At 50.8% G+C, this 26,793-nt stretch carries 28 protein-coding genes; 15 read left to right on the top strand and 13 right to left on the bottom strand.

Translation table 11 applies throughout. From position 1 onward, the window contains the following. Positions 1 to 220: 220 nt before the first annotated feature. Positions 221 to 1,465, top strand: coding sequence for a serine/threonine transporter SstT (sstT, locus tag HBM92_RS03195; protein WP_000211382.1), 1,245 nt, complete (start codon positions 221 to 223; stop codon positions 1,463 to 1,465). A gap of 3 nt (positions 1,466 to 1,468) precedes the next feature. Here sstT and HBM92_RS03190 read toward each other — a convergent pair whose 3' ends face one another. The 3 genes from HBM92_RS03190 to uxaC all read right to left on the bottom strand — a co-directional run bounded on the left by HBM92_RS03190 (position 1,469) and on the right by uxaC (position 5,017). Continuing rightward, a complete protein-coding gene (locus HBM92_RS03190; protein ID WP_000128143.1) occupies positions 1,469 to 2,020 on the bottom strand; it encodes a YgjV family protein in 552 nt (183 codons plus the stop codon). A gap of 82 nt (positions 2,021 to 2,102) precedes the next feature. After that, the gene (uxaA, locus tag HBM92_RS03185) at positions 2,103 to 3,590 is read right to left on the bottom strand and encodes an altronate dehydratase (protein WP_001199372.1); all 1,488 of its coding nucleotides are present in this window, start codon (positions 3,588 to 3,590) and stop codon (positions 2,103 to 2,105) included. 14 nt (positions 3,591 to 3,604) lie between these two features. Then, positions 3,605 to 5,017 (bottom strand): glucuronate isomerase, encoded by a 1,413-nt coding sequence (gene uxaC, locus HBM92_RS03180; protein WP_000187442.1) that lies wholly within the window; start codon positions 5,015 to 5,017, stop codon positions 3,605 to 3,607. A gap of 482 nt (positions 5,018 to 5,499) precedes the next feature. Between uxaC and exuT the strand changes: the two genes are divergently transcribed. The 12 genes from exuT (at position 5,500) to HBM92_RS03125 (ending at position 12,938) form a co-directional block, all read left to right on the top strand. Beyond that, positions 5,500 to 6,798 (top strand): hexuronate transporter ExuT, encoded by a 1,299-nt coding sequence (gene exuT, locus HBM92_RS03175; RefSeq protein ID WP_001529413.1) that lies wholly within the window; start codon positions 5,500 to 5,502, stop codon positions 6,796 to 6,798. Between the two features lie 129 nt (positions 6,799 to 6,927). Next, positions 6,928 to 7,704 carry a transcriptional regulator ExuR gene (gene exuR / locus HBM92_RS03170; protein WP_000406487.1) on the top strand — a complete coding sequence of 259 codons (777 nt, stop codon included), beginning with the start codon at positions 6,928 to 6,930 and terminating at the stop codon, positions 7,702 to 7,704. Positions 7,705 to 7,943: 239 nt separating this feature from the next. After that, positions 7,944 to 8,027 (top strand): hypothetical protein, encoded by an 84-nt coding sequence (locus HBM92_RS25210; protein WP_212734101.1) that lies wholly within the window; start codon positions 7,944 to 7,946, stop codon positions 8,025 to 8,027. A 21-nt stretch (positions 8,028 to 8,048) separates the two neighbouring features. After that, positions 8,049 to 8,711, top strand: coding sequence for a DedA family general envelope maintenance protein YqjA (gene yqjA, locus HBM92_RS03165; protein WP_000422149.1), 663 nt, complete (start codon positions 8,049 to 8,051; stop codon positions 8,709 to 8,711). A gap of 3 nt (positions 8,712 to 8,714) precedes the next feature. After that, on the top strand, positions 8,715 to 9,098 hold the full coding sequence (gene mzrA / locus HBM92_RS03160; protein ID WP_001166764.1) for an EnvZ/OmpR regulon moderator MzrA: 384 nt from the start codon (positions 8,715 to 8,717) through the stop codon (positions 9,096 to 9,098). 146 nt (positions 9,099 to 9,244) lie between these two features. Beyond that, complete coding sequence (gene yqjC / locus HBM92_RS03155; protein WP_001298323.1) at positions 9,245 to 9,613, top strand: DUF1090 family protein YqjC; 369 nt, start codon at positions 9,245 to 9,247, stop codon at positions 9,611 to 9,613. Positions 9,614 to 9,650: 37 nt separating this feature from the next. After that, complete coding sequence (locus HBM92_RS03150; protein ID WP_000031415.1) at positions 9,651 to 9,956, top strand: YqjD family protein; 306 nt, start codon at positions 9,651 to 9,653, stop codon at positions 9,954 to 9,956. Positions 9,957 to 9,958: 2 nt separating this feature from the next. Next, a complete protein-coding gene (locus tag HBM92_RS03145; protein WP_000785721.1) occupies positions 9,959 to 10,363 on the top strand; it encodes a phage holin family protein in 405 nt (134 codons plus the stop codon). Continuing rightward, a complete protein-coding gene (locus HBM92_RS03140; RefSeq protein WP_000096086.1) occupies positions 10,353 to 10,652 on the top strand; it encodes a YqjK-like family protein in 300 nt (99 codons plus the stop codon). Before HBM92_RS03145 ends, HBM92_RS03140 begins: the two co-directional genes overlap by 11 nt. 186 nt (positions 10,653 to 10,838) lie before the next feature. Beyond that, positions 10,839 to 11,231: a DoxX family protein gene (locus HBM92_RS03135; RefSeq protein ID WP_000732244.1), complete on the top strand. Its 393-nt coding sequence runs from the start codon at positions 10,839 to 10,841 to the stop codon at positions 11,229 to 11,231. Between the two features lie 69 nt (positions 11,232 to 11,300). Beyond that, entirely contained in the window at positions 11,301 to 12,287 is a 987-nt protein-coding gene (gene yqjG, locus HBM92_RS03130) for a glutathionyl-hydroquinone reductase YqjG (protein WP_000531177.1), read from the top strand. Between the two features lie 282 nt (positions 12,288 to 12,569). Further along, positions 12,570 to 12,938 (top strand): DUF805 domain-containing protein, encoded by a 369-nt coding sequence (locus tag HBM92_RS03125; protein ID WP_001305122.1) that lies wholly within the window; start codon positions 12,570 to 12,572, stop codon positions 12,936 to 12,938. A 33-nt stretch (positions 12,939 to 12,971) separates the two neighbouring features. On the opposite strand, the gene yhaJ is transcribed toward HBM92_RS03125, so the two are convergent. After that, complete coding sequence (gene yhaJ / locus HBM92_RS03120; RefSeq protein WP_001041010.1) at positions 12,972 to 13,868, bottom strand: DNA-binding transcriptional regulator YhaJ; 897 nt, start codon at positions 13,866 to 13,868, stop codon at positions 12,972 to 12,974. A gap of 104 nt (positions 13,869 to 13,972) precedes the next feature. On the opposite strand from yhaJ, the gene HBM92_RS03115 reads away from it, so the two are divergent. Both HBM92_RS03115 and yhaL read left to right on the top strand, forming a co-directional pair. Next, on the top strand, positions 13,973 to 14,674 hold the full coding sequence (locus HBM92_RS03115) for a pirin family protein (RefSeq protein WP_000633596.1): 702 nt from the start codon (positions 13,973 to 13,975) through the stop codon (positions 14,672 to 14,674). A 22-nt stretch (positions 14,675 to 14,696) separates the two neighbouring features. Beyond that, entirely contained in the window at positions 14,697 to 14,861 is a 165-nt protein-coding gene (yhaL, locus tag HBM92_RS03110; protein WP_001295544.1) for a protein YhaL, read from the top strand. A 133-nt stretch (positions 14,862 to 14,994) separates the two neighbouring features. Here the strand turns inward: yhaL and cyuA are convergent, their stop codons facing one another. The 9 genes from cyuA to tdcA form a co-directional block, all read right to left on the bottom strand. Further along, on the bottom strand, positions 14,995 to 16,305 hold the full coding sequence (gene cyuA, locus HBM92_RS03105) for a cysteine desulfidase (protein ID WP_000460504.1): 1,311 nt from the start codon (positions 16,303 to 16,305) through the stop codon (positions 14,995 to 14,997). 27 nt (positions 16,306 to 16,332) lie between these two features. After that, positions 16,333 to 17,664, bottom strand: coding sequence for an amino acid permease (locus HBM92_RS03100; RefSeq protein WP_000401593.1), 1,332 nt, complete (start codon positions 17,662 to 17,664; stop codon positions 16,333 to 16,335). 277 nt (positions 17,665 to 17,941) lie between these two features. Next, the gene (tdcG, locus tag HBM92_RS03095) at positions 17,942 to 19,306 is read right to left on the bottom strand and encodes an L-serine ammonia-lyase (protein WP_000622140.1); all 1,365 of its coding nucleotides are present in this window, start codon (positions 19,304 to 19,306) and stop codon (positions 17,942 to 17,944) included. Positions 19,307 to 19,377: 71 nt separating this feature from the next. Next, complete coding sequence (locus HBM92_RS03090; protein WP_000719990.1) at positions 19,378 to 19,767, bottom strand: enamine/imine deaminase; 390 nt, start codon at positions 19,765 to 19,767, stop codon at positions 19,378 to 19,380. Positions 19,768 to 19,780: 13 nt separating this feature from the next. Beyond that, positions 19,781 to 22,075, bottom strand: coding sequence for a 2-ketobutyrate formate-lyase/pyruvate formate-lyase (gene tdcE / locus HBM92_RS03085; protein WP_000861712.1), 2,295 nt, complete (start codon positions 22,073 to 22,075; stop codon positions 19,781 to 19,783). A 33-nt stretch (positions 22,076 to 22,108) separates the two neighbouring features. Then, on the bottom strand, positions 22,109 to 23,317 hold the full coding sequence (gene tdcD, locus HBM92_RS03080; protein ID WP_001298325.1) for a propionate kinase: 1,209 nt from the start codon (positions 23,315 to 23,317) through the stop codon (positions 22,109 to 22,111). A 25-nt stretch (positions 23,318 to 23,342) separates the two neighbouring features. After that, entirely contained in the window at positions 23,343 to 24,674 is a 1,332-nt protein-coding gene (gene tdcC, locus HBM92_RS03075; protein ID WP_000107720.1) for a threonine/serine transporter TdcC, read from the bottom strand. A gap of 21 nt (positions 24,675 to 24,695) precedes the next feature. Beyond that, positions 24,696 to 25,685 (bottom strand): bifunctional threonine ammonia-lyase/L-serine ammonia-lyase TdcB, encoded by a 990-nt coding sequence (tdcB, locus tag HBM92_RS03070; RefSeq protein WP_000548347.1) that lies wholly within the window; start codon positions 25,683 to 25,685, stop codon positions 24,696 to 24,698. A 98-nt stretch (positions 25,686 to 25,783) separates the two neighbouring features. After that, positions 25,784 to 26,722: a transcriptional regulator TdcA gene (gene tdcA / locus HBM92_RS03065; protein WP_000104210.1), complete on the bottom strand. Its 939-nt coding sequence runs from the start codon at positions 26,720 to 26,722 to the stop codon at positions 25,784 to 25,786. Between the last annotated feature and the right edge of the window lie 71 nt (positions 26,723 to 26,793).

Raw genomic sequence — 26,793 nt, 5'->3', positions numbered from 1 at the left:
GTCATCAGTCTGGAAGCCGCACGTTGGGCTTTATTTTCATGTCAAACAAATGTAACCATTAAGTTGCGAAATATGACTTCTCTTTAAAATCCAGCATATTTCGCTTCCCGAAGCTGTAACTTTCCTTATACTCGACCTTGCAAACACTTTGTTACATCCTGAAAGATGCGTCGACAGAACGCACCAGGGATGTGCGACAACACAATGAAAGGATCGAAAAATGACTACGCAACATTCACCGGGGCTATTCCGGCGTCTGGCTCATGGCAGCCTGGTAAAACAAATCCTGGCCGGCCTTATTCTGGGGATTCTTCTGGCATGGATCTCAAAACCCGCGGCGGAAGCTGTTGGTCTGTTAGGTACTTTGTTCGTCGGCGCACTGAAAGCCGTTGCCCCCATCCTGGTGTTGATGCTGGTAATGGCATCTATTGCTAACCACCAGCACGGGCAGAAAACCAATATCCGCCCTATTTTGTTCCTCTATCTGCTGGGCACCTTCTCTGCTGCTCTAGCCGCAGTAATCTTCAGTTTTGCCTTCCCTTCTACCCTGCACTTGTCCAGTAGCGCGGATGATATTTCGCCGCCGTCAGGCATTGTAGAAGTGATGCGCGGGCTGGTAATGAGCATGGTTTCCAACCCCATTGACGCGCTGCTGAAAGGTAACTATATCGGGATCCTGGTGTGGGCAATTGGCCTCGGTTTCGCACTGCGTCACGGTAACGAAACCACCAAAAACCTGGTCAACGATATGTCGAATGCCGTTACCTTTATGGTGAAACTGGTGATTCACTTCGCACCGATCGGTATTTTTGGTCTGGTTTCTTCTACCCTGGCAACCACCGGTTTCTCCACGCTGTGGGGCTACGCGCAACTGCTGGTGGTACTGGTTGGCTGTATGCTGCTGGTGGCGCTGGTGGTTAACCCACTGCTGGTATGGTGGAAAATTCGTCGTAACCCGTTCCCGCTGGTGCTGCTGTGCCTGCGCGAAAGCGGCGTGTATGCCTTCTTCACCCGCAGCTCTGCGGCGAACATTCCGGTGAATATGGCGCTGTGTGAAAAGCTGAATCTGGATCGCGATACCTATTCCGTTTCTATTCCGCTGGGAGCCACCATCAATATGGCGGGCGCAGCAATCACCATTACCGTGTTGACGCTGGCTGCGGTTAATACGCTGGGTATTCCGGTTGATCTGCCCACAGCGCTGCTGTTGAGCGTAGTGGCTTCTCTGTGTGCCTGTGGCGCATCCGGCGTGGCGGGGGGGGCTCTGTTGCTGATCCCACTGGCCTGTAATATGTTCGGTATTTCGAACGATATCGCCATGCAGGTGGTTGCTGTCGGCTTTATTATCGGCGTATTGCAGGACTCCTGTGAAACCGCGCTGAACTCGTCAACTGACGTGCTGTTCACTGCGGCAGCTTGCCAGGCGGAAGACGATCGTCTGGCAAATAGCGCCCTGCGTAACTAATACTTAGCCCCTTTCGTCTACGGCGGAAGGGGTTTTCTCCACTTTAAACGGATCAATTCCCCTTCTCTGCATACGCCAGAAACGAATGATATTCAGGCCATTCATCAGCAGAAAACTGCCTTCAATCATCGTGCCGCCTATCGACCCCGCCCAGAAGTTGTGAATCACCCAGCAACACGTTGAAAACCACATTACGCAGCGCATGGTCAGCCCTTTACAGCGGAACAGCGCCCAGGTACTGACAATCGTGCCGATTACCGGCAATAGTTCGACAGGATGATGGAACTTCGCGAGGCCAATTCCGCCAGTCAGCACAATAAAAATCGCCATTACCCATAAGCTGCGCGTGCGTAAGGTAATCAATGTACGAATGGCATTAAGGATGGCACTGGCACCGGCAGGATAGGTGCCCAGAAGAAAAAAATGTACGCCAATAACGGCGCTATAGACCGAAAGTTGCTTTTTGAAGCGACGTTCGTCACGATTGAAAAATGTTGTGATACCAATCAGAAAGGCGATGACACCCACGCCCTGGGCCAGCCAATACGCGGTCATGATAAATCCTTAGCAGGTATGGAAAAGCAAACGGCGCTTCACATTATGAAACGCCGTTTTTTATTAACAACTCATTTCGACTTTATAGCGTTACGCCGCTTTTGAAGATCGCCAGTTCGCGGAAGTCGTTACGCTCGTTGCAGGTTTGCTTACCGTTGGCAAACTCAACGATGGTGTCGATAAATTCTTCCAGCAACTGCGGCATCGCTTTACCGTGGATCAGCTGACCCGCGTCAAAGTCGATCCAGTGTTTTTTCTTCGCCGCCAGTTCGCTGTTGGTGGCGATTTTCACCGTCGGTACAAAGCCGCCGTACGGCGTGCCGCGACCGGTACTGAACAGCACCATATGGCAGCCCGCACCCGCCAGGGCGCTGGTCGCTACGGCATCGTTACCCGGCGCACTTAACAAGTTCAGCCCCGGCGTTTTCAGACGCTCGCCGTAACGCAGCACGTCAACCACGACACTGGAACCCGCTTTCTGGGTACAGCCAAGCGATTTATCTTCCAGCGTGGTGATACCGCCTGCTTTGTTCCCCGGTGATGGGTTTTCGTAGATCGGCTGGTCATGGGCAATAAAGTACTGCTTGAAGTCATTGACCATGGTGACCAGTTTTTCAAACGTTGCTTCGTCGCGACAATGGTCCATCAGCAACTGCTCTGCGCCAAACATCTCCGGCACTTCGGTCAGTACGGTAGTACCGCCGTTAGCAATCACGTAGTCAGAGAAACGCCCCAGCATCGGGTTAGCAGTAATACCAGAAAGACCGTCAGAACCACCGCACTCCAGACCAAACTTCAGTTCGCTGAGTTTGCCCGGCTCGCGTTTATCGTTGCGCATCACGCTATACAGCTGATGCAAATGCGCGATCCCGGCCTCGATTTCATCATCCTGCTGTTGGCAGATCATGAAATGAACGCGTTCAGGATCGATATCGCCCAACGTTTCACGGAATGCGGCAACCTGGTTATTTTCGCAACCCAGACCAATCACCAGCACTGCGCCCGCGTTCGGGTGGCGCACCATGTTTTGCAGCATGGTGCGAGTATTGATGTGATCGTCGCCCAGTTGTGAGCAGCCGTAGGTGTGGCTGAAGAGGAACACGCCGTCGGTACCTTCAGCGTTGTTGGTCTCTTTCAGGAAACGATTTTGGATCTGCCGCGCGATGCCGTTGACACAGCCCACGGTTGGCAGGATCCACAGCTCATTACGCACCCCGACATCGCCGTTAGCGCGACGATAGATCTGCACTTCACGATCTGCCGCTTGCGCAGGCAGATCCTGAAAATCAGGTTGATAGCGATACTGATCCAGATCGCTCAGATTCGTGCGCGTATTGTGGGCGTGAACGTGTTCCCCCGCTGCAATATCCGCCAATGCATAACCAATCGGCAGGCCATATTTAATGACGTTGGCCCCTTTTGCGATATCCGTTAACGCAAATTTATGTCCACGAGCAACATCCTGGCGCAGCGTAACAGTCTGGTTATCGACACTGACTTCTGTGCCTTCAGCCAAATCCGCTAAAGCAACCGCGACGTTATCCAGCGCATGGATCTTGATGTATTGCATATCAACCCCAGACCTTAGTTCAGTTCAATGGCGAAGTAGTCACGCGCATTGTTAAAGCAAATATTTTTCACCATCTCGCCCAGCAGGTTGATGTCCGCCGGTGCTTCGCCTGCTTCCACCCAGCGACCGATCATCTGGCACAGAATGCGGCGGAAGTATTCGTGACGGGTGTATGACAGGAAGCTACGGCTGTCAGTCAGCATGCCGACAAAGCGGCTCAGCAGACCGAGCTGCGCCAGTTGGGTCATCTGACGTTCCATACCGTCTTTCTGGTCGTTAAACCACCAGCCGGAACCGAACTGCATTTTGCCCGGCATACCTTCGCCCTGGAAGTTACCGATCATGGTGCCCAGCACTTCGTTATCGCGCGGGTTCAGGCAGTAGAGAATGGTTTTCGGCAGCAGGTTTTCTTCATTCTGCTTGCTCAGCAGCTTAGACAGCTCTTCCGCCATCGGACGGTCGTTGATGGAGTCAAAGCCGACATCCGGCCCCAGCAGTTTAAACTGACGCAGGTTGTTATTACGCAGTGCGCCAATGTGGTACTGCTGTACCCAGCCGCGACGTGCATATTCGGCACCAAGGAACACCAGCACCGCAGTTTTGAACTGTGCCACTTCGTGCTCGCTCAGGGTTTCGCCTGCCAGACGGCGCGCGAGGATGCTGTCCAGTTCCGCTTCGTTCGCTTCAGCAAACATCACCACATCCAGCGCGTGGTCAGACACTTTACAGCCGTGAGCGGCGAAGTGATCCAGACGTTTAGTCAGGGCAGTTTGCAGGTCAGCAAAGCGGCGAATGTCGGTATCGGAAACTTCGCCCAGCTTCGCCATGTAGTCGTTAAAGGTCGCCTGTTCAATGTTAAAGGCTTTGTCCGGACGCCAGCTCGGCAGCACTTTAATGGTGAAAGAGCCGTCTTTGGCGATCTCTGCGTGATGCTCCAGAGAATCGATCGGGTCATCGGTGGTGCCGACCATTTTCACGTTCATCTGCTGCATGATGCCGCGTGCAGAGAAATTATCCTGCGCCAGCAGTTCGTTACATTCGTTCCAGATTTCATCGGCAGTTGACGGAGAAAGCAATTTGCCAGTGATACCAAACGGACGACGCAGTTCGAGGTGCGTCCAGTGGTATAACGGGTTGCCGATAGTGTGCGGAACAGTCGCCGCCCAGGCGTCAAATTTTTCACGGTCAGACGCATCACCGGTGCACAAACGCTCGGCCACACCGTTGGTACGCATAGCGCGCCATTTGTAGTGATCGCCCTTCAACCAGATGTCATACAGGTTTTTAAAACGATAGTCTTCCGCAATCTGCTGCGGCGGCAAATGGCAATGGTAATCGAAAATCGGCTGGTCTTTTGCGTAGTCGTGATACAGACGGCGGGCAAATTCAGTATCTAACAGGAAATCTTCAGTCATAAACGGAGTCATTTTCGTCTTCCTCTCAACGAGTGAGCTAGCTTGCTTATGGTGCGATGCTGACAAAGTTATCACACCAATTTCCAGAGTCCGAAGATATTTTCGTGAGTTAGATCAATAAACGTAGTTAAAAAAATTACTCTCAAAGTGGTAAATCTCGCTGCAGGCCGCGCCAGTACTGGCCTCGCCGTCGTCAGGTAATGTCCCTACAAATATTCGCACATTTGTGATGGCTCTCACCTTTTAAAGTTGTATGACAAGTTATCTTTCTGCCGTCGCAAATCATAAGTCGACGGAATGCAAATTGCCGATTCATTCATTTGTTAGATGAATCGGGTTAACCGATACGGAAGCCGAATTAGCACGAAACTTTCATGGCAACGTTCGGGGCGTGCCGGTTTTTTTTCGGTTACCCGGTCGTAACTAACATCTTCAGCCTCTGGCGGGATGATGGCCGCGCTTCCTGCGGATATAACAAAACGATGAGGTTTTACATGCGTAAAATTAAAGGGTTACGTTGGTATATGATCGCACTGGTGACGCTCGGCACCGTGCTTGGTTACCTGACGCGTAACACTGTGGCGGCAGCTGCGCCAACTCTGATGGAAGAGTTAAACATCTCCACCCAACAGTATTCCTATATCATCGCAGCGTATTCTGCTGCTTATACGGTCATGCAACCGGTAGCGGGTTATGTACTGGATGTGCTGGGTACGAAAATCGGTTATGCAATGTTTGCTGTACTGTGGGCCGTGTTCTGTGGTGCAACTGCGCTGGCAGGTAGTTGGGGTGGCCTGGCGGTTGCTCGTGGTGCGGTCGGTGCCGCGGAAGCCGCGATGATTCCGGCGGGTCTGAAAGCCAGCTCCGAATGGTTCCCGGCGAAAGAGCGTTCCATCGCGGTAGGTTACTTTAACGTAGGTTCTTCGATTGGTGCGATGATTGCGCCGCCGCTGGTGGTATGGGCAATCGTGATGCACAGCTGGCAGATGGCATTTATCATCTCCGGTGCGTTGAGCTTTATCTGGGCGATGGCATGGCTGATTTTCTATAAACATCCGCGCGACCAGAAACATCTGACCGATGAAGAACGCGACTACATTATTAATGGTCAGGAAGCCCAGCACCAGGTTGACACAGTGAAGAAAATGTCCGTTGGTCAGATCCTGCGTAACCGTCAGTTCTGGGGTATCGCGCTGCCGCGATTCCTGGCAGAACCGGCATGGGGTACTTTTAACGCGTGGATCCCGCTGTTCATGTTTAAAGTTTACGGCTTTAACCTGAAAGAGATCGCGATGTTTGCCTGGATGCCGATGCTGTTTGCTGACCTCGGTTGTATCCTCGGTGGTTACCTGCCACCACTGTTCCAGCGTTGGTTTGGTGTGAACCTGATCGTTTCCCGTAAGATGGTCGTAACGCTGGGTGCTGTGCTGATGATTGGCCCGGGTATGATCGGTCTGTTCACCAACCCGTATGTCGCGATTATGCTGCTGTGTATCGGTGGTTTTGCTCACCAGGCACTGTCTGGCGCACTGATTACGCTCTCTTCTGACGTGTTCGGTCGTAACGAAGTGGCGACGGCGAACGGTTTAACCGGGATGTCCGCATGGCTGGCAAGTACGCTGTTTGCACTGGTAGTCGGTGCACTGGCTGACACCATCGGCTTCAGCCCGCTGTTCGCAGTTCTGGCAGTGTTCGACCTGTTAGGTGCGCTGGTTATCTGGACCGTGTTGCAGAACAAACCGGCGATTGAGGTGGCGCAGGAATCACATAACGATCCCGCACCGCAACATTAAGGCTTCGTGTAAGTTTTAGTTTCCCTTCAAAGCCGCCTTCTCAGGCGGCTTTTTCATCACTGCGAGTAGAGCTAAACTCGCAAAAGTGGTATAACAAATATAGTCTGCCGTATCATGCCTGGAGCGCATATGGAAATCACTGAACCACGCCGTTTGTATCAACAACTTGCCGCTGACCTGAAAGAGCGCATCGAACAGGGCGTCTATCTGGTGGGTGATAAACTGCCTGCCGAACGCTTTATTGCCGATGAAAAAAACGTCAGCCGCACCGTGGTTCGTGAAGCCATCATCATGCTGGAAGTTGAAGGCTATGTCGAAGTGCGTAAAGGTTCAGGTATTCATGTGGTTTCCAACCAGCCGCGCCATCAGCAGGCGGCTGACAATAATATGGAATTCGCCAATTACGGTCCGTTTGAGTTGCTCCAGGCTCGCCAGCTCATCGAAAGTAATATTGCCGAGTTCGCGGCAACTCAGGTCACAAAACAGGACATCATGAAATTGATGGCCATTCAGGAGCAGGCACGCGGTGAACAATGCTTCCGTGATTCCGAGTGGGATTTGCAGTTCCATATTCAGGTAGCCCTGGCGACGCAGAACTCCGCCCTGGCGGCTATCGTTGAAAAAATGTGGACCCAGCGTAGTCATAACCCGTACTGGAAAAAACTGCACGAACACATTGATGCCCGTACCGTCGATAACTGGTGTGATGACCACGATCAAATCCTCAAGGCGCTGATTCGCAAAGATCCTCATGCTGCTAAGCTGGCAATGTGGCAGCACCTGGAAAACACCAAGATCATGTTATTTAACGAAACCAGCGACGATTTCGAGTTCAATGCCGACCGCTATCTGTTCGCCGAAAACCCGGTGGTGCATCTCGATACAGCCACCAGCGGCAGTAAATGAAATTCCTGTCCGACAGGCGCTACAGTGCGCCTGTTTGTCTCGTCGGTAAGCGAAAAGTATAAAGTGTCAGCCTGTGTAAATCCTCTCGCCTCCCTCCCCTGCATTCAGCAAAATCAGACTCCACGGACATGTAATTTTGATAACGAACAACGTTGACCTTTGTTACAATTAGATTCAATTTGAATTTATGCTTTTGAATGCTTTCTTATCTCACGATTTAACAGGGAATAGTTCAGGCTGTGTTGATGTATCAAACCCGCAGAACATACCAAGACAGCAATAACATTGCGGTAGTGCATCATTTAAAACCAGCGTGGCGTTAACCGATTCACCAGGAATAATGAATGGAACTTTTGACCCAATTGCTGCAAGCCCTGTGGGCGCAGGATTTTGAAACCCTGGCCAATCCGTCGATGATTGGCATGTTGTATTTTGTCTTGTTTGTCATTTTGTTCCTTGAAAACGGCTTGCTTCCGGCGGCCTTTTTACCGGGCGACAGTTTACTGGTACTGGTCGGCGTATTGATTGCGAAAGGCGCGATGGGCTATCCGCAAACGATTCTGCTGCTGACCGTTGCCGCCAGCCTCGGTTGCTGGGTCAGCTATATTCAGGGGCGATGGCTGGGCAATACCCGCACCGTACAAAACTGGCTATCTCATTTACCCGCGCATTATCATCAACGCGCACACCATCTTTTTCATAAACACGGTTTATCGGCGCTGTTAATTGGTCGCTTTATTGCGTTTGTCAGAACACTGCTGCCGACGATTGCCGGGTTATCAGGGCTGAATAACGCGCGCTTTCAGTTCTTCAACTGGATGAGTGGTCTGCTGTGGGTGTTGATCCTGACAACTCTGGGTTACATGCTCGGCAAAACGCCGGTATTTTTAAAGTACGAGGACCAGCTGATGTCATGCCTGATGCTGCTCCCGGTGGTGCTGCTGGTGTTTGGCCTGGCAGGTTCTCTGGTCGTGTTATGGAAAAAGAAATATGGAAATCGGGGGTAAGGGATGCAAATACCTCGCATGTCACTTCGCCAGCTAGCCTGGTCCGGCGCTGTTTTACTTCTGGTCAGCACACTATTGCTGGCCTGGTCCGCGGTTCGCCAGCAAGAGTCTACGCTGGCGATTCGTGCCGTTCATCAAGGGACAACGATGCCAGACGGTTTTTCAATCTGGCATCACCTTGACGCTCACGGCATTCCTTTCAAAAGTATCACCCCCAAAAACGACACTCTGTTAATTACCTTTGACTCCAGCGACCAGAGCGCCGCCGCAAAAGCGGTCCTCGACAGAACATTGCCCCATGGCTACATCATTGCGCAGCAGGACAATAACAGTCAGGCTATGCAGTGGCTGACCCGGTTGCGGGATAACTCTCATCGCTTCGGATAACTTCCTGTTATCCGAAACAGATCACTCACTTTGGTGATTTCACCGTAACTGTCTATGATTAATGAGGCGGTGGTTAACACGACCGCTTCGTTGTCTGGACAATCGTTCCTTTGTAATAGGTCCGAATCACAATGGAAGGTTCAAGAATGAAATACCGCATCGCTTTAGCTGTTTCTCTCTTTGCTCTTAGTGCCGGTAGTTATGCCACTACCCTGTGTCAGGAAAAGGAGCAAAATATCCTTAAGGAGATCAGCTATGCCGAAAAACACCAAAACCAGAATCGTATTGACGGTCTGAATAAAGCCCTGAGTGAAGTCCGGGCCAACTGTTCAGATAGCCAACTGCGTGCCGATCATCAGAAGAAAATCGCAAAGCAGAAAGATGAGGTGGCGGAACGCCAGCAAGATTTAGCCGAGGCGAAGCAAAAAGGCGATGCAGATAAGATTGCCAAACGCGAACGGAAACTGGCAGAAGCGCAGGAAGAGCTGAAAAAGCTGAAAGCGCGCGACTACTAACTCACAATAGTCACTACTTACTCACCTGGAGAAAACTATGTCGAAAGAACACACTACGGAACATCTGCGTGCTGAGTTGAAATCCCTTTCCGATACGCTGGAAGAGGTGCTTAGCTCATCTGGCGAGAAGTCAAAAGAAGAGTTGAGTAAGATTCGTAGCAAAGCGGAGCAGGCACTGAAACAGAGCCGTTATCGCCTGGGTGAAACCGGTGATGCCATTGCCAAACAAACCCGTGTCGCGGCGGCGCGTGCCGATGAGTATGTGCGTGAAAATCCGTGGACGGGCGTGGGCATTGGCGCAGCAATCGGTGTAGTGCTCGGCGTTCTGCTGTCGCGTCGTTAATTATGGCGGACACTCATCACGCGCAAGGGCCCGGTAAAAGCGTTCTGGGCATCGGGCAGCGAATTGTTTCCATCATGGTTGAAATGGTGGAGACACGTCTGCGGCTGGCGGTGGTGGAGCTGGAAGAGGAAAAAGCGAATCTCTTTCAACTTTTACTGATGCTGGGCCTGACGATGCTTTTCGCTGCATTTGGTCTTATGAGCCTGATGGTGCTAATTATCTGGGCGGTTGATCCGCAACATCGCCTGAATGCGATGATTGCCACCACCGTGGTGTTGCTGCTACTGGCACTGATTGGCGGCATCTGGACGTTACGTAAATCGCGTAAGTCTACGTTGCTGCGCCACACGCGCCATGAGCTGGCAAACGATCGGCAGCTGCTCGAGGAGGAGTCCCGTGAGCAGTAAAGTCGAACGTGAACGACGTAAGGCGCAACTGCTTAGCCAGATCCAGCAACAACGGCTGGATCTTTCCGCCAGTCGTCGTGAATGGCTGGAGGCAACAGGCGCTTACGATCGTCGCTGGAATATGCTGTTGAGTCTGCGCTCCTGGGCGCTGGTTGGCAGTAGCGTGATGGCTATCTGGACGATTCGCCATCCTAATATGCTGGTCCGCTGGGCCAGACGCGGTTTTGGTGTATGGAGCGCCTGGCGTCTGGTGAAAACAACCCTCAAGCAACAACAGCTTCGCGGTTAACTTCCTCTCTGGCCGGAGAAATTCCGGCCTTATCCCTCAAATTTTTTGAAAATATTTGACAGTTTTCCTTGCTAACAATCACGCTTCGTCACGTTTATGATTCTCTCCATCGACAGCAACGACGCTAATAGCGCGCCCTTGCACAAAAAAACAATCAGCAGCCTGAGCGGCGCAGTGGAGAGTATGATGAAAAAATTAGAAGATGTTGGTGTACTGGTAGCGCGTATTTTAATGCCGATTCTGTTTATTACGGCAGGCTGGGGAAAAATTACTGGCTACGCGGGTACCCAACAATATATGGAAGCAATGGGCGTCCCCGGCTTTATGCTGCCGCTGGTGATTCTGCTTGAGTTTGGTGGTGGTCTGGCAATCCTGTTCGGTTTCCTGACACGTACCACAGCCCTGTTTACTACTGGCTTTACGCTGCTGACGGCATTTTTATTTCACAGCAACTTTGCAGAAGGCATGAACTCGCTGATGTTTATGAAAAACCTGACTATTTCTGGCGGATTCCTGCTGCTGGCAATTACCGGTCCAGGCGCATTCAGCATCGACCGCCTGCTGAATAAAAAGTGGTAAGCACGCGCTATACTTAACGATAAAAAACGAGGGGGAAGCTCCTCGTTTTTGCTATTGGAGGATAGAAAAATGGGTCAACTGATTGACGGCGTCTGGCATGACACCTGGTACGATACCAAATCCACCGGCGGTAAATTTCAACGTTCAGCTTCCGCATTTCGTAACTGGCTCACTGCCGATGGCGCGCCAGGCCCCACTGGCAAAGGCGGTTTTGCCGCAGAGAAAGATCGTTATCATCTCTATGTTTCACTCGCCTGCCCGTGGGCACACCGCACGCTGATCATGCGTAAGCTCAAAGGACTGGAACCGTTTATTTCCGTTTCCGTAGTGAACCCGCTGATGCTGGAAAACGGCTGGACCTTTGATGACAGTTTTCCGGGAGCAACCGGCGACACACTCTATCAACATGAATTTCTGTATCAGCTTTATCTCCACGCCGATCCACACTACAGCGGACGAGTTACTGTTCCCGTGCTGTGGGACAAAAAAAACCACACCATCGTCAGCAACGAATCAGCAGAAATCATACGCATGTTCAATACCGCGTTTGATGCGCTGGGTGCGAAAGCTGGAGATTACTACCCACCAGCCCTGCAACTGAAAATTGACGAACTTAACGGCTGGATTTACGACACCGTTAACAATGGCGTGTATAAAGCCGGTTTTGCCACCAGCCAGCAAGCCTACGACGAGGCGGTGGCGAAAGTGTTTAAATCGCTGGCGCGACTGGAACAGATTTTAGGTCAGCACCGTTACCTGACCGGCAACCAGCTAACCGAAGCCGATATTCGCCTGTGGACCACGCTGGTGCGTTTTGATCCAGTGTATGTGACCCACTTCAAGTGTGATAAGCACCGCATCAGCGATTACCTGAATCTGTATGGCTTCCTGCGCGATATCTACCAGATGCCGGGAATTGCCGAAACAGTCAATTTCGATCACATCCGTAATCATTACTTCCGCAGCCATAAGACCATCAACCCTACGGGAATTATTTCAATTGGTCCGTGGCAGGATCTCGATGAACCGCATGGACGAGATGTTCGCTTCGGTTAAAAAAAGGCACCTTACGAGGTGCCTCTGATAATTAGCTAAGTACGTGTTGTTCATGTCGGATGCGGCGTAAACGCCTTATCAAACCTACAAAACATTTATATTCAATATGTTGCAATGACCGCGCAGGCCAGATAAGCGTAGCGCATCTGGCAATTTTGCGCTTGCCCTTATCCTTCACAGCGCCTTATTAATTCATCGCGATAATATTTACTGCCATTTCATTCACGTCTATTCTTAATTTGCTGCTTTAAAAACAAGTGATTGAGCAAAATTGAGGCAAAAATGGACTGGTATCTGAAAGTACTAAAAAATTATGTCGGTTTCCGGGGTCGTGCGCGGCGCAAAGAGTACTGGATGTTTATTCTGGTCAACATCATCTTTACGTTCGTGCTGGGGCTACTGGATAAAATGTTAGGCTGGCAACGTGCCGGTGGCGAAGGCATCCTGACGACAATCTACGGTATTCTGGTGTTTTTACCATGGTGGGCAGTTCAGTTCCGCCGCCTGCACGACACCGACCGCTCGGCGTGGTGGGCACTGCTATTCTTAATCCCGTTCATCGGCTGGCTTATTATCATCGTCTTTAACTGCCAGGCGGGTACGCCAGGCGAAAACCGCTTTGGACCAGATCCGAAACTGGAACAAGACTAATAATTAAGCACCTTGTAAAAGGTGCTTAATCGATTATTTTCCGCTAAAAAGTTTGGGAATTTCCCGCAGACACCAGGATTTCGCCTCCCCCATACTGTCACGACGCCAGGCCATAATAATATCGATCTCGCTGGTCGATTCCGGGCTGACGACACGCAACCGCCCTTCCGCAATATCTTTTTCGACCATCGGATACGGCATCGTCGCCACGCCAAGCCCCGCCAGTAATGCCTGACGTTTATCTTCAATCGTGCTCACCGTTAAGCGCGGCTGTTTGTCCAGCAACTGTACGGTCAACACCGGGCGCTCACGAGCGGTATCCGCCACCGCAATTCCACGATATTTCACGCGCGTCACTTCAGATAACGGTTCCGGCTCCTGATGAATCGGGTGATCCGGCGCGGCAACATAGACGTTCATTAAGGTATAGAGTTTGCGCGAGTTGATCTCCGACGAGGAACGAAAATGCATATCCGGCGCGATAACGATATCCGCCCGCCCCTGCTCCAGCCGTTCCCACGCCCCCGCCAGCACTTCGGTGATGATTGCCAGTTGGGTATTGGCTTTTGCCGCCAGTTTGTCGATTAACGGGAAAAAGGCAGGTGTCGGTACCAGCGCCTCGGTCACAATGGTGAGATGCGTTTCCCAACCGCGCGCGAGGGCTTCCGCATCGGTAGTCAGTTTATCTGCGGCTTCCAGCAAAACGCGCCCTCGTTCCAGCAACATCCTCCCGACATTGGTGAATTTGGTGCGATGGCCCGAGCGGTCAAACAGCACCACATCCAGCTCTTCTTCCAGTTTTTGCATGGTGTAGCTAAGTGCGGAAGGCACGCGTCCCAGCTCATCCGCCGCCGCCGCAAAACTGCCCCGGCGATCGATCGCATCCATAACCCGTAGTGCTTCCAGCGTTAATGCCCTTTCTTTGGCCATTTCGTTCTCATTCAGGAAATTTGAACATACCGGGCAGAATATCTGGCTAACAATGTAGCGTCCAGCCCCTTACCATAAAAGGAAGTAAAGAGAGGTCAAGAATTATGATTACTACCCGAACTGCCAGGCAGTGTGGACAAGCAGACTACGGATGGTTGCAGGCCCGGTATACTTTTTCCTTTGGACACTACTTCGACCCGAAATTGTTAGGCTATGCCTCCCTGCGCGTGCTTAACCAGGAAGTGCTGGCCCCAGGTGCCGCCTTTCAGCCGCGAACCTATCCCAAAGTCGATATTTTAAATGTGATTCTGGATGGAGAAGCTGAGTATCGCGACAGCGAAGGCAATCATGTTCAGGCCAGCACTGGTGAGGTGTTGCTGCTCTCTACCCAGCCGGGTGTCAGCTATAGCGAACACAATCTCAGCAAAGACAAACCGTTAACGCGAATGCAACTTTGGCTGGATGCCTGCCCGCAGCGAGAGAATCCGCTGATTCAAAAGCTGGCGCTTAATATGAGCAAGCAGCAATTAATCGCCTCGCCAGAAGGTGGGATGGGAAGCCTGCTATTGCGCCAGCAAGTGTGGCTGCACCATATCGTGCTCGACAAAGGCGAAAGTGCGAATTTCCAGTTGCATGGGCCACGCGCGTATTTGCAATCGATTCACGGGAAATTTCATGCGCTTACGCATCATGAAGAGAAAGCGGCGCTAACCTGCGGTGATGGGGCGTTTATTCGTGACGAGGCTAACATTACGCTGGTTGCCGATTCCCCACTGCGCGCTTTGCTGATAGATTTGCCTGTCTAGTTGTTTTTACAGGGAGATGATGATGAGTAAAAAATCGGCCAAAAAGCGCCAGCCAGTGAAGCCCGTGGTGGCGAAAGAACCTGCTCGTACCGCCAAAAATTTTGGCTATGAAGAGATGTTGAGCGAGCTGGAAGCCATCGTCGCGGATGCTGAAACGCGTTTAGCCGAAGATGAAGCTACCGCGTAAAGACAAGTTGCCGGATGCGGCGTAAACGCCTTATCCGGCCTACAAAACCCAACAACATCAACAAATTGTGCAATTCGTAGGCCAGATAAGACGCGCCAGCATCGCATCCGGCACAATACCCAAAACCGGGCGTTTATCTGGCCTTGCTCGCCATAATCTCGATAATCTGCCGATCCGTTTGCTGCATCGAATGGCTTGCTAACGCACACAGGTTGGCAATCGACTGCTCAACATCATGCGCCACAATCCCTTCATTACCGGTTACGGCGGTATCATCCAGCGCCATTAACACCGCTTTCCACGCAGCCGAAGCACTGGTCGAAACCTTCATCGCGCAGCTGTTCGACGCACCATCGCAAATCATGCCGCTGACATCGCCGATCATACTGCTGATCGCCATCGAAATGGTTTCATAACGCCCATCCACCAGCCATGCCATCCCGGCGGCGGCCCCCATTGCTGCGGTCGTTGCGGCACAAAGCGCAGACAAACGCGGTAACTGGTTATGGATGTAAATCGCGCTCAAATGCGAAAGCATCAGCGCACGCGCCAGCCGTTCATCATCCGCTCCGAAGTGTTCTGCTACCACCACCACAGGCATTGTTGCGGTGATCCCTTGGTTACCCGAGCCGGAGTTACTCATTGCCGGAAGCGTAGCGCCGCCCATACGCGCATCGGATGCCGCGCTGGTACGAATCACAATGGATGAAGAGAGATCTTTCGCCAGCAAACCGCGCGCGCACTGTTTTTCCAGCGTCGCACCAATATGCAGCCCCCAGTTACCGCTCAAACCTTCCTGCGATAACGCACAATTTAACTTCGCAGAATCGAGAATAAAGCGGATCGCCGCAAACGGGACTTCATTGACGAACTTCAGGATCTCAGCCAGCGTCGTCCTGGAAAGCACCGTCAGCGGCGACTCTTGCTCGCCCTCTGTCACACACGCCTGCTGGGTAAACACCACACCATTGTGCGTCTCAATATGCACAATGTTGGTATGCCCGCCGACAATGGTGACACACGCCCACTTCTCACCGTTCCAGACTTTGGCGCGTGAGAAGAGGATTTCATCGCAAGGTTCCTGGATCTTAACTGAGACTTTCCCCGCCGCCAGCAGTGCTTTGGCATCGGCAATTGCCTGCGCAGTTGCATCTTTCAGCACTTCCAGCCCGGCGTTAGCATTTCCACCTAACGCTCCCAGCGCCGCCGCAATCGGCAGCCCCACCATTCCCGTGCCGGGAACGGTGACGCCCAGACCGTTCTTCATCAGATTTGGCGAAACCCAGGCTTCTACACGTTCAACCGGACCTTCCAGTTCAGCCGCAGCAACCGCCGCCGCCAGCGCCAGTGAAATCGGTTCAGTACACCCCAGCGCCGGTTTTACCTCCTCCTGAACGGCGAGGATGTAACGCTGCCATAACGGATTTAAAGTCGAATCAAACATATTAAAAACCTTAAAATTTCAGGTAAATCAAGAAAATGCCAGGAACGGAGAAACACAAAGCAACAAACCAGTGACGATAATCAGGTACAGAGACATCCCTTTGTATTTGTGCAATGCCGGTACTTTGTAAACCAGCCACGCCGGGATCAGGCACCCTACCATGCCGAAAATCGGGCTACAGATAGAGGTGAAGCTCAACACCGGGGCGTTCAGTACGATGGCGCTCCAGGCCAGCAAAATGGCGAAAATCATGATGCCGCGCTGAACGAGATTTTCGTTAATCTTCTCGGCAGGTATCTTGCGACGCAGGATGTTCATTACGATCCCTTGCGTTGCTTCGCGAAAGCCTAAATAGACGCCAAAGAATGCAGTCATTACAGCAAAGATATTGAGAATGACGCTGACCACTTTCACCCACGCTGCGCCGTCACCGCTAATAAACTGTGCGGCAATCGCCAACGCGGAAATATTCTGCTCGTAGGCTTTTACCGCTTCGTCATGTCCCATCGCCAGCGTGAACGACACGGCGTAGAAAAAGACGGTGACAAACAAAATGCCAAACGCGATATTCATTGCCCGCAATGCTTTATGCCGCGCCACTTCAATTGATTTTTCCCGCGAGCGATAAGAGATCACCATCGGGCTTAACGTCTGGATAAACAGAATCGACGTCAGGGTAAACGGCAGCGTAATAATGGCGTTTTTCACCAGCAGCCCCAGCGGCGGTAGCGAACCGACGTTATACAGATGCCACATTCCCACCATCGACACGCCCAGCGCCGCGACCACCAGCAGCTTGGTCAGCACCATGCCGGTCGAAATTTTGAATAACAATTTCTCGCCGCGTGAAGAGATCGCCACCAGAATGCAAATCAGTACCAGACCATAAAAGGGACTGTCTGACAGCAACCCTTCCGTCACGCCGAAGGTATGCAGATAGGAAGCACTATCGTTGGTGATGGCGGTGGAATAGACGAACATCCAAATCACCAGCATTACGAAATAGAGCGCACCTAACAGGATGCCCCAGTTTTTACCTAAATAACCGCTAATGACGCTCGGGTAATCTTTACATTCTGGTGATTCTGCCAGCGTATTAATAAACAATCGCTGAAACAGATACATTGCCGGGTAACCAATCACCGATGAGAGCAAAAATACCCACAATCCCATCAAACCGACCTGCACCGGGAGAAAAACAATCCCCGCGCCAATCGCCATCCCGATACTCATAATCACCCAGCCGGTGTCAGTACTGTCGAATTTGATCGCTTCTCGCCACTCGCTCTCACTCATTCCAGCACGACCCGCCGGGGTCGAAGCGTCTGCAATGACGCCTTTATTCGATGCAATTTCCATAATTTCTCGCTCAATATTTTGTAGGGCTTATTATTTTTTTCCGAGCCGCATCAAGGCGATATGCGGTCTACGTTTTTGCAGGCGAGTTATTAGAATAAAGAAATGATACGCGCGAGGTCAGAGAAAATCTTCACAATCAAGACTTTGAAATAGCAATTGTGGGTAATAATTTTCTATTAAATTGAGTTAATGGAAATAATTATTCTCTATTTGCGGCAGATCACAATAAAAAAGGGTGCACATTTTGTGCACCCAAGGATGAAAGCTGACAGCAATGTCAGCCGCAGACCACTTTAATAGCCAGTCCTCCGCGTGATGTTTCGCGGTATTTATCGTTCATATCTTTGCCGGTTTCATACATCGTCTCGATCACTTTATCGAGTGAAACACGCGGTGCCGAGGTGCGGCGCATCGCCATCCGCGCGGCGTTTACTGCTTTCACGGCATTAATGGCATTACGTTCAATGCACGGGATTTGTACCTGTCCGGCAACCGGATCGCAGGTCAGCCCAAGGTTATGCTCCATCGCGATTTCCGCCGCATTGCATACCTGCGCCGGACTGCCGCCCAGTAGTTCAGTTAACCCTGCCGCCGCCATTGAACAGGCCACGCCAATCTCCCCCTGACAGCCGACTTCCGCGCCAGAGATGGAGGCGTTCATTTTATACAGCGCGCCAATAGCCCCCGCTGCCAGAAAATAGCGGGCAATTGACCGCTCGTTTACCGGACGACGGAACTTATCGTAATAAGCCAGCACTGCCGGAATAATGCCGCACGCACCGTTAGTCGGTGCCGTTACCACGCGCCCGCCAGCTGCGTTTTCTTCACTAACCGCTAGCGCGTACATGTTGATCCAGTCGATGACATTCATCGGATCGTTAGAGATGTTATCGCTGGAAACCAGTTGACGACGCAGCGCTACGGCACGGCGCGGCACATTGAGCGGACCAGGCAGCACGCCTTCAGTATTCATTCCACGTTCAATACCGTCATGCATCACTTGCCAGATACGGGCAAACCCTGCGTCAATTTCCGCTTTACTGCGCAGCGCCAGCTCGTTGTGCATCATCAGGCCAGATATAGACAGGCCGTTGTAATCACACATTTTCAGCAGTTCACCTGCTGAGTGGAAATCGTAAGGTACGGGTGTTTCGACATCGTACGACAGGCCGAAGTGTTCTTCTTCGACAATAAACCCGCCGCCGACAGAGTAATAGGTTTTGCTTAATAGCTCTTCCTGTCCCTTCCAGGCAGTGATCCGCATTCCGTTCTCATGGCGAGGCAACATTTCGGGATGGAAGATAATGTTCTTTGCTACAGGAAAATCAACAATATGCGCGCCAGAAGTCACCGGCAACCGCCCGCTGCGCGTCACTAACTCTATAAATGCAGGGATCTCATCAATGACAACATCCTGCGGACTGTTTCCTGCCAGTCCCATGATGATGGCGACATCCGTGGCATGGCCTTTGCCCGTCAGTGACAACGACCCGTACAGATCGACCACAATATGGCTCGTCGCGGTTAATAAGCCGCTACTTTCCAGCCGATCAATAAAACTTTTTCCGGCATTCATTGGCCCCACAGTATGCGAACTGGAGGGACCAATCCCAATTTTGAAAATATCGAATGCACTAATCATATCCACACCCTCGGATTGCCGTTCAGTAAAGTGGAGCGGAACGACCTTGCGACCGTCCCGCTCACGAGGCCTTACGCACTACGTACTGCGATGGCTTCAATTTCCAACTTCACATCTTTCGGCAAACGCGCGACCTGCACACAGCTCCGGGTCGGGTAGGTCGCCTGATGTTCATCGAAGAACTGCTTATAGACTTCATTGATGGTGGCAAAATCATTCAGATCGGTGATGAACACGGTCATCTTGATGATATCGCCCACACTCAGTCCGGCAGCAACCACGATCGCTTTGACGTTTTCGAGGCTTAAACGCGCCTGATCTTGCACATCAGCCGGGATCTCACCGGTCTGTGGGCAAACCGGAATTTGCCCGGAGGTGAAGACCATGCTGCCTAAATCAACGCCCTGAACATAAGGGCCGATTGCGCCTGGGGCACGTTGCGTTTCGATAATCTTTTTCATACATCCTCCGGCGTCAGAGCGCCTGGGTAAAGGTACGTGAAATAACATCCTGTTGCTGTTCACGGGTCAGTGCGTTGAAGCGCACGGCGTAGCCAGAGACACGGATTGTCAGGTTAGGATATTTTTCCGGGTGCTCGATGGCATCCAGCAGCATTTCCCGATTCATTACGTTGACGTTGAGGTGTTGACCGCCTTCGACATCCGCTTCGTGGTGGAAATACCCATCCAGCAGGCCGACAAGGTTCGTTTTACGTATCGGATCTTCTTTGCCCAGCGCCGCAGGGACGATGGAGAAGGTGTACGAGATCCCATCTTTGGCGTAGGTGAATGGCAGTTTCGCCACCGACGTCAATGAGGCTACGGCGCCTTTGCGATCACGACCGTGCATCGGGTTAGCGCCCGGCGCGAACGGTGTTCCGGCGCGGCGACCGTCCGGCGTGTTCCCGGTTTTCTGACCGTACACCACGTTAGAGGTGATAGTCAGAATCGATTGGGTCGGCACAGTATTGCGATAGGTTGGCAAAGCTTTAATTTTCTTCATAAAGCGTTCAACCAGATCGCAGGCAATGCTGTCTACGCGCTCGTCGTTGTTGCCATACTGCGGATATTCGCCGTCAATCTCGAAATCCACCGCCAGGCCGTTTTCATCACGGATTGGTTTCACACGAGCATATTTGATGGCAGACAGGGAGTCCGTTGCCACCGACAGGCCCGCGATGCCGCACGCCATGGTGCGATAGACATCACGATCATGTAGCGCCATCAGCGAAGCTTCGTAGCTGTACTTGTCGTGCATGTAGTGAATGATATTCAGCGCGCTGATGTACTGTACCGCCAGCCAGTCCATGAAGTGGTCGAGGCTATCCATCACTTTGTCGTAGTCCAGCACGTCATCCATCAACGGAGCCGTTTTCGGGCCAACCTGAATCTTCAGCTTCTCGTCCATTCCGCCGTTGATTGCGTACAGTAGCGTTTTCGCCAGGTTAGCGCGTGCTCCAAAGAACTGCATTTGCTTACCAATCACCATTGGGCTGACGCAACAGGCAATCGCGTAATCGTCGCTATTGAAGTCAGTACGCATCAGATCGTCGTTTTCATACTGCAAAGAGGATGTGACGATAGACACCTGCGCGGCATATTTTTTGAAGGCAATCGGCAAGGCTTCCGACCACAGAATAGTCAGGTTAGGTTCCGGTGCAGGCCCCATAGTGTGCAGGGTGTGCAAATAGCGGAAGGAGTTTTTGGTCACCAGGGTTCGACCGTCCAGCCCCATCCCGCCGATCACTTCCGTCGCCCAGATCGGGTCGCCGGAGAACAGCGAATCAAATTCCGGCGTACGCAAGAAGCGCACCATACGGATCTTCATGATGAAGTGGTCGATCAGTTCCTGTGCCTGCTGCTCATTGAGTACGCCTGCTTTAAAGTCGCGCTCAATGTAGATATCGAGGAACGATGCCGTGCGCCCCAGCGACATCGCGCCGCCATTTTGCGATTTCACTGCCGCCAGGTAAGCGAAGTAGAGCCACTGCACCGCTTCCTGTGCATTCTGCGCCGGACGGGAGATGTCAAAACCGTATTTCGCCGCCATTTCTTGAATCTGCAACAGCGCACGACGATGTTCCGCCAGCTCCTCACGCAGACGGAGCGTAGCTTCGAGATCTTCGCCTTTTTCCAGACGGGACTGGAGATCGGCAAACTGCAGTTCGCGTTCACGTACCAGATAACTGATGCCGTAAAGCGCCACGCGGCGGTAGTCACCGATGATACGCCCACGACCATAACCATCTGGTAAACCGGTCAGTACACCAGATTTACGGCAGCGCAGCATATCCGGTGAGTAAACATCAAATACGCCCTGGTTATGGGTTTTACGCAGATCGGTAAAGATGTATTCAAATTCGCTATCCATTTCACGACCATACGCGTGGAATGAACTTCTAATCATATTAATGCCGCCGAACGGATGCAGTGCACGCTTTAATGGCGCATCCGTTTGCAGACCCACTATTTTTTCCAGCGGCTGGTCAATATATCCTGCATCATGAGCGGTAATTGTGGTGGCAATATTGGTATCGAAATCCAATGGCGCGTGAGTCGCATTTTCGATACGGATGCCTTCCATGACTTTTTCCCACAATTCCGTGGTGGCAGGCGTCGCTTCGGCGAGAAAAGATTCATCGCCTTCATAAGGTGTATAGTTATGTTGAATAAAATCGCGGACATTAATTTCGTTTTTCCAGTCCGTACCTTTAAAGCCAAGCCATGCGTCGGCGTACAGCTTATCGCTGGTATCAATATCTACCTTCATGAAAAATAATCTCTCTACAATACTTCAACTAAATTATGCAAATTCTGCGGGCGCGTTCACTTTGCCTAAATGAATGGCATCCAAAGCAATCATTTTTTCTTCGTTAGTCGGAATTACGGCGCAAATGACACGCGCATTTTCACTGGAAACAATTCGCTCTCCAAAAGAGTTAGAGCGATTATTCATTTCTGTATCAATCTCTACGCCTAATACAGCTAAATGTTCCATGACCAGACGACGAATTAAACTTGAATTCTCTCCTATTCCGCCGGTGAATATAATTCCATCCAGGCGATGTAATGAAGCAGCGTGTCCGGCAATATGACGGGCAATTCGGTGAACAAAGGTTTTAATTGCCAGTTGCGCGCGTTCGTGACCTTCATGCCAGGCTTTTTCCAGAACACGTAAATCCGAAGAAAGGCCGGAAATACCTAATAATCCCGACTCTTTATTCACTACGCGTTCCAGGTCCCCCAGGCTCTGGTTGGTTTGGCTGGCGACCCAGGACATCGCCCCGAAGTCGACATCACCACTGCGGGTACCCATCATCAAGCCTTCCAGCGGCGTCATTCCCATGGAAGTGTCAACACTCTGACCGTTGCGAACCGCGCAGATTGACGCGCCATTGCCAAGATGCGCCACAACCAGGCCGGAGTCATCTTCCGCCAGATTCAGCAGAGAATGCGCGCGCTGGGAAACATAGCGGTGCGACGTGCCGTGGAAACCATAACGGCGTACACCTAACTCTTCATAATATTTCCACGGCAGGCCGTATAAATAAGCTTCCGGAGCCATCGTCTGGTGGAAACTGGTATCAAATACCGCCACCTGAGTTACGCCCGGGAATAATTGCTGCGCCGATTCAATACCACTTAAATTGGCGTAATTATGCAGGGGTGCCAGTGGAGAAACGCGACGGATATTATCAATGACTTCATCGGTAATAATGGCGGACTCGGTAAAAATACTGCCGCCGTGAGCGATGCGGTGGCCAATTAAGGCCACATTGTCATTTAAATTCCGTTTTTCCAGTTCAAATGCAATTGCCTTCAATGCACCTTCGTAGCTGTGGTGAGCCAGCGGTGCTGGCTCTCCCCCATTTACGGATAAGAATGCATTTTCCGAGTTAATACCGTCGGCAATACCTGACATTAATACTTCACAGTCGCTGGCATTGAGTACGGAAAACTTAATCGAAGACGAACCACAGTTAATAACCAAAACAACCGGAAATTCATTCATCTCTTTTCTCATCCTGAGTTACGGATTAAAACAGTTTGTATACGATGTTCAGGATGGTCAGCAGACCAATCACGGTAACAAACACGTTATCCAGACGACCACGGTATTTCGCCAGAGACGGCGCTTTACGGATGGCATACATCGGCAACAGGCACAGCAGTGATGCGATAATCGGTGCGCCCATGGCTTCAATCAGGTCGAGGATGTTCGGGTTGGCGTAGGCAACAACCCAGGTGGAGCCCATAATGAAAATCATGCTGATAGTATTCAGTTTACCCAGCGACACTTTGGTTTTGTCACCTTTATAACCGAACTTCAGAATCAAACCATTCAGCCCTTCCAGCGTCCCCAGATAGTGACCGAAGAAAGATTTGAAAATAGCCACGAGTGCGATGATGGAAGCGGCATATTCCAGTGTAATCGCAAACGTTGTTTTGGTACCGGTCATGGACGCAAAGTGGTTAGCCAGATAAGAAAGCACTGGAATATTCTGCGCTTTCGCTTCAGCCATATTCGCCGGAGACAGCGTAAACAGGCAGCTAAAGGCAAAGAACATCACCACTGCAACCATCAGCATACTGGCGCGAGAGATGATTTGTGAACATTTACGCTCGGTGAAGTCGCGACCAAAATCTTTCTCGTACTCTTCACGTTTAGAAACCACGAAGGAAGAGACGATTGGCGAGAAGTTAAAGGAGAAAACCATGATGGAAATCCCCAGCCAGACGGTGATCAGGATACCGTCATGACCAGTTAACGACAGCGAACCGAGGTCAACCTGGTCGATAACTGCAGAGTTCCAGTAAGGGATCAGCGAAAGAGAAATCAGCACCAGGCTGGCGATAAACGGCCATACCAGATAGCTCATCACTTTAACCATCAGATCCTTACCAAACCAGATGACGAAAGCCATCAGCAGCAACAGGAACAGCGCCACAAAGCCGCGATTCAGCGGTGCAAAGCCGAGCTGGTTTTCCCAGAACGTCATAAAGGTATTGGTAATAGTAACGCCATAAATCCACAACAGTGGGCAAATCGCGAAGAAGTACAGGAACGTGATAACCACGCCGCCAGTTTTACCAAAATGCTCTTCCACCGTTTCCGTAATGTTGCCGGAAGGGTTAGAGCCAGAAAGACACAGACGCGCCAGTGCCCGGTGGCAATAAAACGCGATGGGGTATGCTAATACCAACATCAGAAGAATCGGGATCAGTCCGCCAAAACCTGCGCGGATAGGGAAGAACAGCACCCCGGCGCCGATTGCCGTACCAAACAAGCCTAACGTCCATGTGGTATCTGATTTACGCCAGGACGATTGTTTTGTCTGGCTGGATACAATGCTATCTGAAGTACTCATATCCTATCCTCAACGAATTAATTAAGCGTCAACGAAACCGGTGATTTGAGAGACGCGAGAAAGATCGATATTGCCGCCGGAAATAATACTGACGGTTTTTCTGTTTTGAATATATTGGTCTAATTTACCGCTTAATAATGCAGCACATGCCAGAGCGCCTGCGCCTTCGGTGACGACTTTATTGCGCTGAATTAAGGCAATCATACTGTTTCTGATTTCGTCTTCGCTGACCAGCACGATGTCATCGACTAATTCACGAACGATTTCGTAAGTTAAATTACCCGGGCGGGAGACATCACAACCATCCGCCAGGGTGCCGGTAGTTCGGTGCGTAGTTATTTCTCCGGAGTGGAAAGAAGCCGCCATGCCGTGAACGTTTTCAGACTGTACGCCAATAACACGGATGGTCGGGTTGATAGATTTAATTGCCACCGCAATACCTGCAATTAAACCGCCGCCGCCAATTGGCACAATCACGTTATCGACATCATAGAGATCTTCCATAATTTCCAGACCAATCGTTCCCTGGCCAGCAATCACTTTCGGATCATCGTAAGGTGGGATAAAAATACGGCCTTCCATTTCGACAATTTCGCTCACTTTAGCAATAGTGTCGTTGAAGTTATCACCATGCAAAACGACTTCTGCGGAGTAGTCGCACGTTGCCGCGACTTTGGATTTCGGCGCACCTTTTGGCATCACCACTTTACCGTCAATACCCAGCATCGCGCAGGAGAGCGAAACCCCTTGCGCATGGTTGCCCGCAGAGCAGGCCACTACACCTTTACGTTTTTCCGCATCAGTCAGTGAACTTAATTTATTAAATGCGCCACGAATTTTAAATGAACCGGTACGCTGCATGTTTTCGAATTTGAGGAATATTTCACCTTTGCAACGTTCACTAAAATAGTTGGAGCGAGGCATACCTGTTTTATAAATTCGCCCAGCCAGTCGTTGTTTTGCTTCAATGATGTCATCAATAGCAACCGGGAGATCGTATGTAATATGCATTATAAAACCTCTTAGCCTGAATTAAATATGTAGGTAACCGTAACCGACACCTGCAAAACAGACAGGTGGATTATTTATGTTTAAATTAAAACAAATAACTAATCAACTTCAATTAATTGCCTTCGTCTACACCCATTATAAGATGAATACTCTTTGGCTAATTCCACCAAAACCGATGCTGCTTTTTTAATACGATAATTTTTCGACCATACCGCGGCATATTGTGCCACAGGTAATGTTTCTTCAACCGGAATAGTAATAAATTGATTAGAACCAAAAGGTGATGTCATATCACAAGGAATTACAGTTAAGAAATCAGCATTGAGAACAAGATTATAAATTGTCACGACTGAGTCGGTTTTAACGATGTTTTCAATACTGATGCCATTTCTTTGTAACGTAGTAAGTAGTTCGCTGTAGTACCCCATATTGGTTTGTGGCAACACCCACTGTTCGTTCTTCAACGACTCCAGCGTGGTGGTGCCGGTGCATGTTCGGGACTTACTGGCTACCAGCACAAACTCGGACTCGAACAGCGGCTCAACATGTAAATCCTGAAGCTTCATTTCTGCGCTTAACGTACCAATCGCAAAATCCAGTCGACCGTCGCGGATTGCCGGTAAGAACGAAGACAGTTGCGCTTCATACATAGAAACCTGCGCTTTCGGGAACACCTCTTTGAACTTGTTGATCATCCCTGACATAAAAGTAAAACCAATCAATGAAGGAAAACCAAATGAGACTTCCACCACCGCCTCAGAAGACATACCGCTTATCTCATTAACCATATTTTTCATTTCACGGGTAATGGATTCGGAACGGGAGAGTAACAATTGACCGGCAGGTGTTAATGTTACACCGGTATTTTTCCGCACCACTAACTCCACCCCAAAATAATCTTCAATATCGTTAATGATTTTACTGACGGCCGGTTGAGTTAACCCTAACTCTTTTGCAGCCGAGCCGATAGAACCACTTCTAATAACTTCCTGAAAGACTACCAGGTGCTGCGTTTTCGGAAGAAGAATAGTGCTCATAACGACCTACGTTAATTACCTCATTGACGGTATGAAGTGTATCAAAATGAAATGAACAGGATATGTGCGAC

Origin of the sequence: Escherichia sp. E.sYA108 (assembly GCF_011754335.1) — a bacterium.
GTDB lineage: Bacteria > Pseudomonadota > Gammaproteobacteria > Enterobacterales > Enterobacteriaceae > Escherichia > Escherichia coli.
This window is presented reverse-complemented; position numbering and strand designations above follow the sequence as displayed.